The following is a 13,906-nucleotide window of genomic DNA, read 5'->3' on the forward strand; positions in this document are numbered from 1 at the left end:
CACACGTACACTGATCTTGAACTCAGACCAGAATTCTCACTCCAGTACGTGGCACCATAGTAATACTTTTGAGCGCGATTGTGGTGCCTCGGCACTCCCTCGAACTCAGCTTGACCTCAGCTTAGGTTGAATGTTCGAAAAGGGGTGTCGCAATGTGACATGACCCTTTTATCGGCCCGTGCTAACGGACTTTTGAAAGGGTACTCCATGTCGGCGGATCAAAAACTACATAACCCAACAGCCGGCATTACGTTCATTCTGATAGGAATATTGGCGATTTCTATCAACGATATGCTGATCAAATTCCTGTCTGGCGGCTACCCTTTGCATCAGATGGTTTTTACAAGGTCGTTGATCGGAATCGGGTTCAGTTTTGCCCTTGTGCAGATCGAAGGCGGTTGGCGTATCCTGAAAACCGATCAGCCGGGACTGCATATTTTGCGCGGCTTGCTCATCGTCGTTGCCAACCTGACATTCTTTACGGCTCTGGCGGTGATGCCTCTGGCCGAAGCGACCGCAGTGTTCTTCGTCGCCCCCCTTATGATCACTTTACTCAGCATCCCCTTGCTAGGCGAAAAAGTCGGGCCAATGCGGATTGGTGCAGTGCTTGCAGGATTCGTCGGAGTGGTGATCATGACCCGACCTTGGGAGGCTGGCAGCGAGCGTGAGGTTGGTTTGCTGATGTATGCTCTGCCGGTTGTTGCTGCATTCACCTATGCGCTCAACAACGTGCTCACCCGTTTCCTCGGTGCGACATCCAAGGCCTCTGCGATGGCTGTATATGTTCAGACGTGTTTTATCATTGTCAGCCTGCTGTTTTGGTCCGCGGCAGGGGATGGGCGCTTTACGAGCGAAGTTGAAAACGAGGGCTTGGTTTTCCTACTGCGCGCTTGGGTCTGGCCCGAAGGAACTGACCGCTGGTTGTTTATCGGGCTTGGGTTCAACGCTGCAGTCATCGGGTATTGCCTTGGCCAAGCTTACCGTATGGCGGATGCCGCTACCGTGGCGCCGTTTGAATATGCCGGTCTGCCGATGGCTATTTTCTGGGGGTGGTTGATTTGGGGTGAACTACCAAACCTGCCTGTCGCGATCGGCATCGCGTTGATCTTAGGATCGGGCATGTTTGTCTTTTTGCGAGAACGTCAGAAAACGCGAAACGTTGTCTCTGAAAAGAGAGCTCAGAGCCGTTACTAGGTACAAATGCTGGCAAGGTAAAAAACCGCCCATGACTATCAAGGATATAATGCACCAAAGCTTGTTGGGCATGGATATAGGCTATGAAATAGTGGGCCCGCTTTCAAAGAGACTGAGCTACGCGCCACCGCCCGCTATGTTCTGATCAGGGTGTTGACCCAATTTGCGAGAACCACACTGTTCGACAATCAATTCAGACTTTCGCAGGGGGCTTCATCAGCGCGAATTCGGTCTAAATTCCACGCATCACCGACTGGGTCTGAACCGGAGGGCTTGTTGGTAAAAACTCATCATAGCCCTAAGGAAAAAACGCACCAAAAGCTTAACATTTTCGGCCATTCATTTAAGTAATTAGCCATGACCGAGGCCGTAAGTTCACAGCTGGAAATCATTGTTTTCGTCGCACCGCACTTTAATGTGTCGGCGACGACGTCATTTATCGACCCATTCCGTGTTACAAATTACCTCACCGGGGCGACCAAGTTCTCGTGGATTTTTGCGTCGGAGACCGGCGGCAGCGTCGAGTCCAGCAGCGGGTTGGTGGTCAAAACCAAGCCGTTGGGTGAACTTCGGGAAAATGAACCTTGGCTTGTTCTTGTAAGTTCCAGCTGGACGCCCGAGCGGCACTCGTCGCTTCAGCTTCGGACCACGCTGCAAAAGTGGGATAGGTCTGGTGCTATTAGTGGTGGCCTGGACACAGGGGCGATCATCCTCGCCAACGCCGGTCTTCTGAAGGGTAAAACTGCGACCGTTCACTACGAACATATCGACGCATTCATGGAAATCGCGGCAGACACCACGGTTTCGGAGAATATGTACGTTGTGGATGGCCGCATTTTCACATGCTGTGGCGGGTCCGCGTCTACCGACGTGGGATTGCAGTTCGTGCAGGCCATTGCCGGCGAGAGTATCGCTAATGCTACAGCCAGATACTTATTCCACCATGACGTCCGAGGCGAAGATCGGTCGCAAAACCCAAAAGTGGTGGAGCCAACCGGTTATGTGATATCCGGTGTGGTCCGTCTGGCAATCGACCTGATGGAAGCACATCTTGAAAACACTTTAACGATTCCAGAAATCGCGGAACAATTGAACGTATCGCACCGTCAGCTTAGCCGGTTGTTCCGACAATACGTCAAGAAGTCACCAATCGAGTATTACCGTGACATCCGCTTGGATCGAGCGAGGGGCCTGGTGACACAGACCGAGTTGAAGTTCAGCGAAATCGCGGCCGCTTCAGGCTTTAACAGTCAGGTTCATTTTAGCAGGGCCTATAGTCAGCGGTTTGGCCTCTCGCCCAGCGCCGACCGCGTCGAAGGGCGCGTGCCGTTCGAGTTCAGAGCCTGGCCAATGTACGCGCCGACGATCAAGAGCGCAGATGCCGGGTAGCAGTTTGCATTACGGTGAGCATTTTATCCCTCTGAGCTGACAGCTCTTCCGGGTTCCTGCCCTGGGCCTGAGCGGCCATACCTTCGACCAACAGCTTGACTGTCTTGTCATCCAGCCGCGGATCCCCCAGGTCGTCCCACCAGTCATTGAACGTATCTTTGAAATGGTCGCAAAAGGCCTCAAGCCCTCCCTCGCCCGCTCCAAGGTGAAAGAGCGTGGTCGGCCCCATCGCGGCCCACCGAAGACCAGGCCCCGCCCACATCGCTTTGTCGATATCCTCGACGCTAGCCACGCCTTCTACGGCCATGTGAACGGCTTCGCGCCAAACCGCGGCTTGCAGGCGGTTTGCCACATGGCCCGGAAGCCCTTTCTTGATACGGATCGTGACTTTGCCGATGTCTTCGTAAAACGCCTCGGTCCGGTCCAGAACATCCGCTCGTGTTGCGGCATTGGCGGTAAGCTCAACCAATGGGATCAGATGAGGCGGGTTGAACGGGTGCCCGAGAATCAAAGCGCCTGGATCGCGCCAGCCCTCCTGCAATGCCTCAAGCGTCAAACCGGATGTAGAGCTGGACACGATGGCACCAGACGACAAGACAGGTTCGATTTCCTGATAGGTCGCGTGCTTGATCGGCAAGCGTTCAGGAACGTTTTCTTGAATAAATTCAGCACCTTCAACAGCCTCACCTGCTGTCACCACAAACCGAACGGCATCGGGTGTGGCACGCGATGTCAGCCCCAGCTCCTCCAGCGCGGGCCATGATTTTTCGACATATGATCGCACGGAGCTTTCAACGTTCGGGTCTGGGTCAAACACGGTGACGCTGCGGCCAGAGGCAAGGAACAGGGCCGTCCAGCTTGCGCCAATGACCCCAGCACCAAGGACAGCGGTACTTTCAATCTCAGCCATCAGAACAACCCCGGATTAAGCGGAGAACCCGATGTCATACCGCCGTCGATAGTGAACAATTGACCAGTGGCGAAAGCAGCCTCATCCGAGGCCAGCCAAACCGCTATGGACGCAATGTCGGCCGGCGTACCAAAGCGCCGAACCGGATGCCGTAGTAGCGCGTCCTTCCTGGCTTTCGCAGGATCGTCGGCAAGCTCAAACCCGGCGTTCAGCATGCCTGTTTCGATCCACCCCGGACAGATCGCATTGCACCGAATACCCGGTCCATGATCCACTGCGATAGAGCGTGTTAACCCATGCACGAAGGCTTTTGATGCGTTGTAAAGCGCCATCGACGGGTCGGCGACAGAGCCAGAGATCGAGCCGATATTGATGATCGAAGATCCATTGGGCATCTGCGGGATGAAAGCGCGGCAGCAATTGAACACACCCCGCGCATTAACCCCCATCACCAGTTCCCAATCCGCGTCCGTGCTTTCAACGACGGTTTTTTCGACCTGAACTCCGGCGTTATTCACCAGAATATCCGTGGTCTGCATTGCCTTCGCGACAGCCGTTACCGCCCCTGAGTCCGAAACATCGAGCTCATGCCAGCCAACCTCTGCGTGTAAGTCAGTTGGGCGTGCGCCTCGCCCGCAGGTCGTGACCTGGGCCCCCTCGGTCAGAAATGCATCGACAATCCCACGGCCAATTCCCTGCCTGCCGCCAGAGATAAAGGCCCGCTTGCCAACCAACCGCATCAGTGTGCCACCATCACATGGCGAATTGCAGTATAGGCATCCAAAGCATAGACTGACATGTCACTGCCGGTGCCAGAGCCTTTCATCGCAGCCCACGGCATTTCAGGTGTCGCAACACCATGTGTATTCACCCAGGTGAAGCCATAGCGCAGTTTCGAAGTCATCTGCATCGCGCGGCCAACGTTGCTGGTCCAGACAGACGAGGCCAAACCATAGCGCCCCCCATTTGCGATCTTGAGCACGTCTTCGGCATCAGAGAACCGCGAGACAGTGACAACGGGACCAAAGACCTCGTCGCAGGCGACCTCCGCATCGTTTTCGACATTCGCGATGACCGTTGGTTGATAGAAAAACCCGCTCCCTTCGCCCTCTGCTCCGCCCGTTACGATCTCAGCTGCGCCCCGCGCCCGCTCCACGAAACCAGCGACCCGGCCTCTTTGCGCGTCCGAAACCAATGGCCCCATTTCCGTGCCCTCTGCCTTTTGTGCACCGATCTGGATCTGGCCCACTTGATTCTGAATCGCCGCCACGAGTTTTTCATACGCGCCGTCCGCAACCATCACGCGGCACGGCTGGGCGCAATCCTGACCCGCATTGAAAAAAGCTCCGTAGCGGATCGTTTCGGCTACCACGTCCAAGTCAGCATCCTCGAAAACAATGACCGGAGCTTTGCCGCCCAGCTCCAGATGGACATGTCGGATTTGTTGCCACGCCGCCCGCATTGCAGCCATGCCTGTTGCGGGCGAACCTGTCACGCTGATCGCTTCCATTTCAGGGCTGTTGATCAAGGCGTTACCAACACTGGAACCGCGCCCATGGATGACATTCAGCACCCCTTTGGGCAGGATATCCCGTAACAGCTCTGCCAAACGCAACGTGGAAAGCGGCGTAATCTCGGACGGCTTCAGCACCACCGGGCAACCGGCTGCGATCGGTGCAGCTAGCTTCCATGAGGCCATCATGAGCGGGTAGTTCCAGGGCGCGATGGCCGCGACCGGACCAATCGGATCGCGGCGGATCATCGACGTATGTCCAGCCACATATTCGCCAGCGGCAGAACCCGTCATGGTACGCGCCGCCCCGGCAAAGAACCGGAACACATCTATCGTGAGCGGCATCTCATCGTCATGGGCAGAGGGCCACGGCTTGCCCACATCAAGGCTTTCCAATTCGGCCAGCTCCTGACTGTGCGCCTCGATGACATCTGCAATCTGCAACAACAGTGCCGCGCGTTCAGCAGAAGGCACGGTCGCAAATGTGTCGAACGCCTCGGCCGCACCACGGACCGCCGCTTCAACCTGGTCAGTGGCAGCTTCGTTGATTGCACAGATGATCTCACCCGTTGCCGGGTTCAGGATATCAAGAGCTTCGCCTGCACCTTCTACCAATTCTCCGTTGATCAGCATCTTTGAATGCATTTGGTTCTCCCTAGAACCCAACCTGATCGCCACCTTTAAGAGCCAGACGCGCCCGCGCCTCCTGAGGGGTGGCAACCCTCAGACCAAGACCTTCGATAATGTCGCGAATGCGGATCACTTGCTCGGCATTGGATTTGGCAAGCTCACCCTTACCAATGAAAAGACTGTCCTCCAGACCTACGCGCAAATTGCCACCCCGCATGGCGCTTTGCGTTGCAAAGGGCATTTGGTGGCGACCTGCAGCCAGAACTGACCATTCATAATTTGCAGCCCCAAAAAGCTTGTCTGCCGTGTTGTGCATGTGAACCAGATGGTCGGGGTCCGCACCGACGCCGCCTAGAATGCCAAACACCATCTGGATGAAGAATGGTGGCTTGATGATCCCCTGATCCACGAACCATTTCACGTTGTAGAGGTGACCCAGATCATAGCACTCGAACTCGAACTTGGTGCCATGATCGCCACCCAGTTTCTCGATGGCGTAGCGGATTGTCTTGAACGTGTTGGGAAAGATGAAATCTTCGGTCATCTCCAGAAAGGGGCGTTCCCAATCATATTGGAAATCTTTGTATTTCTTCAGCATCGGGAAGATACCAAAGTTCATTGACCCCATGTTGAGGCTGGCCATCTCGGGGCTGGCCGATGTCGCGGCCAAGAGGCGCTCATCCATCGACATACCAAGCCCGCCACCTGTTGAGACATTGATCACAGCGTCCGTCGATTGTTTGATGACCGGCAGAAACTGCTGGAACAGCTCTGGCCGCGGGTCGGGTTTTCCGGTTTCGGGGTGACGGGCATGAAGGTGGATTATCGACGCGCCTGCCTCGGCGGCTTCGATACTGGCGGTTGCGATCTCTGCAGGTGTGACCGGCAGGTACGGTGACATGGACGGGGTATGGATGCCGCCCGTCGGGGCGCAGGTGATGATGACGGATTTGGGCATCAGAGTTTCATCTGCTGGACTTGCGCCGACAGCCCCCCATCCAGCACCCAAAGCTGACCCGAGGCATAGCGGGCCTCATCCGAAGCAAGCCAATTGACCAGATTGGCGATGTCTGTGGGCGTACCATAGGTGCGTATCGGATGAACATCGCGGACCGCCTTTTGCAGGGTCTCGATATTGCCGCCCTCACCACCCGAGCCGTCCCCGTTGAAAAAGCTCTGCAACATCGGCGTGTCAATATACCCCGGACAAATCGCATTGACGCGAATACCCTCGGGGCCGTGATCGCAGGCCATCGCCCGCGTCAGCGCATGCACCGCGCCCTTGGTGGCGCAATAGGCCGCCAGACCGGGATCAGCAATAAACCCGTCGTAGGACCCGAAATTGATCAAGCTGGCACTACTGCCGGATTTCGCGGCCTCCCGCATCAGTGGCAACGCATATTTCGAGGTCAGAAAAGTCCCGGTGGAGTTCACCGCGAAGCTCTGGTTCCACTCTTCAAGCGTTGTTTCTTCGACTGTCTTTTCGATTTCGATCCCGGCAGCATTCACGAGGATATCCAGCTTGCCATGGGCCTGACGAACCTGTTTCATGGCGGCAATGGCATCAGTCTCTTGCGTGACATCTAGCTTGACGAAGTGGCTGCCGTCATCGTCGTGTTTGTCCAACGACCCTTCTGGCGTCAGATCAGCCGCATAGACGAGGGCGCCTTCTTTCAGAAACCGCGCCACAATCGCGCGGCCGATCCCACCCCGTGCACCCGTCACCAGGGCGATTTTCCCGTTCAGCATCATTGTCCTTGGTCCTTTAACGGAGGGTAGCGGTATCGGTTGGCCGCCACCGTCCAATCCATATGATTGCGCACATATTGCTGGCTCGCCTCAGATGGCGGGTTATAATCCCACGGCGCGCTGGCACCCGCTTCCATGGCCGCGTGCAGCGCGCGGCGGGACTTTTGGGTCGCGATGATCTTGCGGCGCAAAGCTGCGCCATCCCATCGCTCTGCGATCTCTGCGGCAAAGTTGGCCGACACATCTGCATAGCCCGGGTCGGCTGCGACATTGGTCGTTTCCAGCGGGTCCTTACTCAGGTCATACAGTTGGGCCGGATCACTGTCACAGTGAATGTATTTAAGCGGTCCGCGCCGGATCATGATGACGGGATAACCTGTCATTTCAGCGCAGTATTCGCCGATGGCCTCGTCAATCGGGTCATCTTCACCCCGCATCAGCGGCAGCAAACTGCGCCCGTCAATCGGCTCTCCCAGCATCGAGGTATCACCGCCTGCGACTTCGATGAATGTTGGAAGAAGATCCACCAATGACACCGCATTCTGCGCGACGCCAATAGCCACGTCGGGGCCCGCCATGACCAGTGGAACCCGGGCGGAGTATTCAAAGAAATTCATTTTGTACCACAGGCCGCGTTCCCCCAGCATGTCGCCGTGGTCCGCTGTCACCATTACGATGGTATTGTCCAGCTCGCCCGTCTCTTCGAGCGTTTGAACCAGCTCTCCGATCTTGCTGTCGAAATAGCTGACATTGGCCAGATAAGCACGGCGGGCACGGCGCACCTCATCTTCGGTCAAAGGAACATATGACGCCTCGATCCCGTTCATCAGGCGCCGTGAAAATGCGTCCTGATCTTCGAGGGCAGGAACATAAGCTGGCAGATCGATCTCGTCGTCCGAATAGAGGTTCCACCATTCAGGTCGTGCCACATATGGATCGTGGGGATGAATGAAGCTGGCCACCATCGCGAAAGGCGCGTCATGGCCATGCGCCCTGTCCCGCGCCCTATCGAAAAGCCAGCGCTTGGCGGCAAAGGCAACCTCGTCATCGTAGTCGATCTGGAAAGTGGCCTGGGCCAGACCGCTTTCCTTGACGGTTTGCATATTGTGATACCATTTATCGATCCGCTCATCCGGGGCTTCCCAGTCAGGTGTCCAGGCAAAATCGGCGGGATAGATGTCGGTCGTAATGCGGTCCTCAAACCCGTGCATCTGATCAGGACCGATGAAATGCATCTTTCCCGAGAGGCAGGTGCGATATCCGAGTGACTTCAGGTAATGGGCAAAGGTCGGTACCGACGCCTTGAATTCAGATGCGTTATCATACGCGGCGATCCGGCTGATGTGTTGACCCGACATGAACGAAAATCGCGACGGGGCACAAAGCGGAGAGTTGCAATAGGCCGCATCGAAACGCATCCCGCGTGCCGCCAGAGTATCCAGGTTCGGCGTTTTAGCGACCTCATGCCCATAGGTCCCAGTGAACTGTGGCGCCAGCTGGTCTGCCATGATCACAAGGATATTAGGCCGCTTCACGATGCACCTTTGGCATAGGCATCTAAAACCAAGCCATGAAAGTGGTGCACAGCATGCTCGGATTTTCCCGATCCGTCAGGGTCATGCACGATGCGGCCCTGGGAAAAGGCAGGCGTGTTCATGCCCCGCTGCACGCTTTCAACAAGGCTGATGTCTTCGACCTGTAGCACCTCGTCCAGATACCGGATCGCATCAAGCTCCATCGCGTCTGGTTCTGGTGTCTCAAGAAAGAAGTCATAAGTTTCCAACGTCCGGTCCGGGCCAACGGGGATGATGTTCAACACGATCATGCTGGACCGTCCCGGATAGCGCATCAAACAGGTTGTGGGATATAGCCACCAAACCGCGTGGGTTTTGACGGTTGCGTTTGACACATCATAGGCGCTGTTTGCGTTCTGGCCCGCATCGGCCATGTGGCTGGAATAGATACCGTAGGTTGTGACCTTGTAGGTATTCATGTCCACCAATTCGCAGAAATCCTTATGCGCAGTCGGGCAGTGGTAACATTCCAGGAAATTGTCGACGACGTTCTTCCAGTTGGACTTGATGTCATACGTCAATCGGTGCCCAAAGGTCAGTTGATCCACGTCTGGTGCCCAATGGCGCACCTCGGTTTCAAGGTTGCCGGATTGCTCGGAAAGCGGGGCGGCCATCGGATCAAGGTTGACGAAAACGAACCCGCAGAATTCCTCGACCTGCACCTCATCCAGGCAAATATCTTTGACATCAAAATCAACAAGGTTTTCCGTATGCGGAGCACGCGCCAATTGGCCGTCAAGCTTGTAGACCCATGCATGATAGGGGCACATGATCCGGGTGGTCTTACCTTCGCCGGACAACAGTTCATGGGCGCGGTGTTTGCAAACATTGTAGAAAGCGCGAAGCGTTCCCTGACTGTCACGTACTACCGCAATCGGATGCCCTGCGATTTCCACGGTGACGAAAGATCCGGCATCTCGCGCCTTTTCGACGTGGCACACCCACTGCCAGGTTTTGGAGATGACGGATCTGAGATCGGCATCAAACCAATCGGCTTCTGTATAGGCATCTGACTTTAGCGACCTTGATCGAGATGGGTCAGCGTCATAGCCATAGGAAATTGCTTTCGCATCGGTCATGTCATCCTCCCGGTATCAAGAAAGCCTAAGAAGAACGAAGAATGGCGTTTTGCAAAAATGGCCTTCGTTTTAACATTTTTAGCCCGCCGCCGACCAAAAGAATTCGCGAAAGCGCTGCAGGTAGCCGCGTTTCAGGCGTTAGTTTAGCACGCAAACAAAGTATTGCTTCATTCAGCGGACGAGTTCGGACGCGGGAATACGCGTGGTACAGGCTTTACCCCAAGCGATGCTTGGAACCGCCACCAAGCAATCCTCAGGGTCACCGATCGCTTGTCGATCGCGATCGGGGGACCCAGCATTGGAACCGTGCCCAAAAGATGTGTTGGCGCGCGCATAACGCTGCACACTTATCATTGATTTTGTTCAGAAAGTTTGGGTGTCTGCGCACGTAATTCCGCGCAATGTTTGCGCATAACTTTGCACGATTTTCCCAATAGTTCGCGCGGTTCACGATACACGCTCAATTGGCGATTGTCGTAGCGTGACTCTATCAACTTAAACGCACCAGAACTCAATCAGAAGTGCATTTTTGTTAGAATATTTCCATCTCAAGTCGATTCGACTTTGTAGTTGCTGAGCTGTTTATTTAGCAACCAATTCTCTACCTGTTGCAAAGTCATAAGCCTCTGGACTTGGCCCATCTTTTCTCAACCGAAGAAGTCTTTCCTTTCCTTCGGTCAGGCTCGGAATATGGCCAGCCTGGATCGGCCAAATGACGTAGCTTGGTTCGTCAACATGTTCAAACCACTCCATCCGGCGATCCAGAAACTGACCATGGATAGTCCTGTGAACAAAATGCTCCAAGTCTGCAAAGCTCTGCCAAGTCGATAGTGTCGCCAGTGCGACCTGTGGCCGACCAAACAATGCACCCGTGTCGTTCTCCGGAAGATCGTAGCCCTTTCCTTGAAGGCGCCAGATAAAACCCTTGGATCGATCTGCGACAGCGTTCAGACGCTCCGAGTTGTCCTCGAACCCTGCAATACGGGGATCACCTAGTGGGTGTAGCAAGTACCCCATATTCATTTGTGCGATTTGTTCCACAAAACATCTCCACCGCTGAAAGTGGTAATTACAGTCACCAGCAGTTCTGCCTCTGTCCAGCGATTCTGGATCTGCGGTCTACAATCCGGCACGCAGGATCAATGCCGACGCTGATCGCTAAAGACGTTCTCTGCGGTTTATTCGTTTGTAGAGTAGCTGCCCTAACCGGACATTCATTACTGTGTTTTGCAGTGTCCAACATGCACAACAAAGCAGTCGCTTCCCAAACATGGAAATGCTGTTAGACTAACCGCATTGAATGATAACAGGCATCGGCTAGATCAGTTCACGCCCTATTGACGGGGTAACAATGAAGCGGCTATTCCCATCTCTTTCTGAAGACGCGACGCTTGGCAGCGTGTTCAGCGCGTTTCCCGATAAGCTTGCCCCTTGGTGCGAATATGAAAGCCTGGTGATGCGGGGTGAGAGCGAGCTTTCCTTTTCTGAGCGCGAATTGATCGCTGCCTACGTGTCAGGGCTGAACTCTTGCTCCTACTGCCACGACGCCCATACGATATTTGCCCGAGCCTACGGCATTGATCCAGAACTAATCGAAGCCCTCATGGAAGACCTTCATTCAGCTCCCGTCGATCAACGCTTCAAACCTGTCCTGGCCTACGTCGCGAAACTCACTCTTTCCCCTCCCCTTATGACTGAAGAGGATGCCAAGGCCGTTTATGACGCGGGGTGGTCCGAAGATGCACTCTTCGATGCGGTGCAGGTTTGCGGTGTGTTCAATTTGGTGAACCGGCTCGTTGAGGGGACAGGGATCAGTAGAGTAGGCAGAAATCCCAGCGACGTTGATGAGAAATCGCTCGCGGAGTTTCGCAGTGAGACTTTCTACACTGATTTCGGCAGAGCAAATGGCCTGGATATCTAAAAAGCTGGGTCCGCTTTGAGTTCAGTGTCTCCGATTTTTGCGGTGTAAATGTTAAATTGTTGGAAGCCTTCATCAGACATCTCACCAACAAGAAAATTATCTCTTCTACGTACTGGTCGCTTTCGATGATTGGCAGTTGGTTTGGATTTTGTGGCGCTAGTCAGGAATGCCTGCCGCTGTCAGCATCGTGTAGTAGGCGTCATAGATCTCCGGTTTTGCGATTGAGATACGAGCTCGCATATTGCGAAACATTGAAACGCTAAAGTCAGGTTCCCGCGACATATGAATACGCGCAAGTTCTTTGGCTCGGTCCACGTTGCCAAGAGCCATCTCTGCGACAAGTTCGTTCAGGCGGAAAACAGTCACCGTGTTATGAAATGCACGCATCTTTTGAGCGGTTTCTTTGAGGCCGTGCCAGTTCTCTTCTGCGATTTGCGATAGGCTAATTCCCATATAGACCCGGTAATTCAGCGGATCGTTTGGATTGAGCCGGAGGGCCTCCTTGGCATGAGCTTGGGCTGCTTGCGCCTCACCCATCAGGCCGTGCAACAAACAACTGGAGCCCCAGGCTGACACGCAGTTTGGGCATGTTTCGACCACACGATCCACCAAGGACAAGCCGTACTCTGTGTCTTTGGACAGAAACGCGAGTACGTACCCGGCATATGCTTGCGCTTCCAGGTCTACGTGCGACGCATCAAGCACCTCATGTGCTAGCTGCACTGCGTAATCAAATCGGTCCTTGTTTGGGCGCGTGTCAGGATTCCAAAGCAAAGTTCGGATCCAGCCTCGAAGAGCGGTGGCCAATGGGTACTCACTTGAGAGCGAAAGAGCTTTTGACAGGTGGTCGTCCGCGTCAGTTAAATTGAACCTGTAGATTGAGGCCTGCGCCCGCAGGAAGTGATCATATGCTCCCAGGGTGTCCGGGCGCTTGTGGGCAGATCGGTCTATTTCCGCCTGTCTTATTCCTGGCGCAATTGAAGCTACGACGGCCTCAGTAATCTGGTCCTGTAGGACAAAAACATCGTCGAGATTCCCATCGTATCGATCCGCCCAGACATGCGATCCGGTTTCCGCGTCAATCAGCTGCCCAGTCACACGCAACCGGTTACCAGCTCCGCGAACAGAACCCTCCAGCACGTAGCGGACACCCAGTTCACGGCCGATGCGGCGCACATCAACCGAAAGCCCTTTGTAAGAAAAAGAAGAGTTTCGGGCGACCACGAATATCCAGGGCACTCTGGACAAGCTGGTGATTATATCTTCGGTTATACCTTCTGCAAAGTAATCCTGTTCGGTGTCAGACGACAAATTGTCGAACGCCAATACGGCCACCGAAGGCTTGTCTGGGCGTGATTGAATTATCGGGGGTGCAGTCGCGAATGGCACCTTCACTGAGTAGGCGGTTACAGGGCGCGCAATATTCTTCAGGTATTGCGGCCCCAATTCGGTGAACGAAACATCGACTTTGCCTGCAACGTCTTCGTAGACCCGCCCTGAAACGATGATACCTCCGGATGGAGCCAGACCTTCCAGCCGAGCTGCAATGTTGACGCCATCACCAAGAACGTCACCGTCGTCGTCAAAAACATCACCCGCATGAATTCCCATACGAAATTGCATTTCCGGGCTTTGTCCACGAGCCGCGTTCCGCTCAACCATCTGGCGCTGCATCGTTTCCGCACAAGCTATGGCGTCAAACGCCGAAGGAAACTCTGCAAGAAAACCGTCACCGGTCTTTTTGAACAGCCGTCCTCCATTCAAGCCGACAATCGGCTCCAGCGCTCTAAAGTGACCCTTGTACGCGTGCAAAGTGGCTACCTCGTCAGCACCAACAAGCGCGCTATAGCCAACAATATCAGCCGCGAGTATGGCCGCCAGGTGTCGCTCCAAACAAAATCCTCCCGCGTATCCACAGTGAAGGAGTGTCAAAGGGATATTAGGGGC

At 54.8% G+C, this 13,906-nt stretch carries 12 protein-coding genes; 3 read left to right on the forward strand and 9 right to left on the reverse strand.

Annotated elements, in window-relative coordinates; genetic code table 11:
• Positions 1-207: 207 nt before the first annotated feature.
• Positions 208-1,194, forward strand: a complete 987-nt coding sequence (locus tag ACR0IY_RS18585; protein ID WP_480676238.1) for a DMT family transporter — start codon at positions 208-210, stop codon at positions 1,192-1,194.
• A 357-nt stretch (positions 1,195-1,551) separates the two neighbouring features.
• Positions 1,552-2,583 (forward strand): GlxA family transcriptional regulator, encoded by a 1,032-nt coding sequence (locus ACR0IY_RS18590; protein ID WP_480675953.1) that lies wholly within the window; start codon positions 1,552-1,554, stop codon positions 2,581-2,583.
• On the opposite strand, the gene ACR0IY_RS18595 is transcribed toward ACR0IY_RS18590, so the two are convergent.
• The 8 genes from ACR0IY_RS18595 to ACR0IY_RS18630 form a co-directional block, all read right to left on the reverse strand.
• Positions 2,561-3,493, reverse strand: a complete 933-nt coding sequence (locus ACR0IY_RS18595; protein WP_480675955.1) for a 3-hydroxyacyl-CoA dehydrogenase NAD-binding domain-containing protein — start codon at positions 3,491-3,493, stop codon at positions 2,561-2,563. The two genes, ACR0IY_RS18590 and ACR0IY_RS18595, sit on opposite strands and share 23 nt — an antisense overlap.
• On the reverse strand, positions 3,493-4,233 hold the full coding sequence (locus ACR0IY_RS18600; protein WP_480675957.1) for an SDR family NAD(P)-dependent oxidoreductase: 741 nt from the start codon (positions 4,231-4,233) through the stop codon (positions 3,493-3,495). Before ACR0IY_RS18600 ends, ACR0IY_RS18595 begins: the two co-directional genes overlap by 1 nt.
• Entirely contained in the window at positions 4,233-5,651 is a 1,419-nt protein-coding gene (locus ACR0IY_RS18605) for an aminobutyraldehyde dehydrogenase (RefSeq protein WP_480675959.1), read from the reverse strand. The genes ACR0IY_RS18600 and ACR0IY_RS18605 overlap by 1 nt, the downstream gene beginning before the upstream one ends.
• Before the next feature lie 10 nt (positions 5,652-5,661).
• Entirely contained in the window at positions 5,662-6,594 is a 933-nt protein-coding gene (gene kce / locus ACR0IY_RS18610) for a 3,5-dioxohexanoate:acetyl-CoA acetone transferase (RefSeq protein ID WP_480675961.1), read from the reverse strand.
• Positions 6,594-7,388, reverse strand: a complete 795-nt coding sequence (locus ACR0IY_RS18615) for an SDR family NAD(P)-dependent oxidoreductase (protein ID WP_480675963.1) — start codon at positions 7,386-7,388, stop codon at positions 6,594-6,596. The genes kce and ACR0IY_RS18615 overlap by 1 nt, the downstream gene beginning before the upstream one ends.
• Positions 7,385-8,920 carry a choline-sulfatase gene (gene betC / locus ACR0IY_RS18620; protein WP_480675965.1) on the reverse strand — a complete coding sequence of 512 codons (1,536 nt, stop codon included), beginning with the start codon at positions 8,918-8,920 and terminating at the stop codon, positions 7,385-7,387. The genes ACR0IY_RS18615 and betC overlap by 4 nt, the downstream gene beginning before the upstream one ends.
• Complete coding sequence (locus ACR0IY_RS18625) at positions 8,917-10,038, reverse strand: aromatic ring-hydroxylating oxygenase subunit alpha (RefSeq protein WP_480675967.1); 1,122 nt, start codon at positions 10,036-10,038, stop codon at positions 8,917-8,919. Before ACR0IY_RS18625 ends, betC begins: the two co-directional genes overlap by 4 nt.
• Positions 10,039-10,620: 582 nt before the next feature.
• Positions 10,621-11,079 carry a DUF3291 domain-containing protein gene (locus ACR0IY_RS18630; RefSeq protein WP_480675969.1) on the reverse strand — a complete coding sequence of 153 codons (459 nt, stop codon included), beginning with the start codon at positions 11,077-11,079 and terminating at the stop codon, positions 10,621-10,623.
• A gap of 310 nt (positions 11,080-11,389) precedes the next feature.
• Between ACR0IY_RS18630 and ACR0IY_RS18635 the strand changes: the two genes are divergently transcribed.
• Positions 11,390-11,959, forward strand: a complete 570-nt coding sequence (locus tag ACR0IY_RS18635; protein WP_480675971.1) for a carboxymuconolactone decarboxylase family protein — start codon at positions 11,390-11,392, stop codon at positions 11,957-11,959.
• A 156-nt stretch (positions 11,960-12,115) separates the two neighbouring features.
• On the opposite strand, the gene ACR0IY_RS18640 is transcribed toward ACR0IY_RS18635, so the two are convergent.
• On the reverse strand, positions 12,116-13,852 hold the full coding sequence (locus tag ACR0IY_RS18640) for an adenylate/guanylate cyclase domain-containing protein (RefSeq protein ID WP_480675973.1): 1,737 nt from the start codon (positions 13,850-13,852) through the stop codon (positions 12,116-12,118).
• Positions 13,853-13,906 lie beyond the last annotated feature (54 nt).

It is taken from the genome of Ruegeria sp. BC1, from assembly GCF_056539305.1.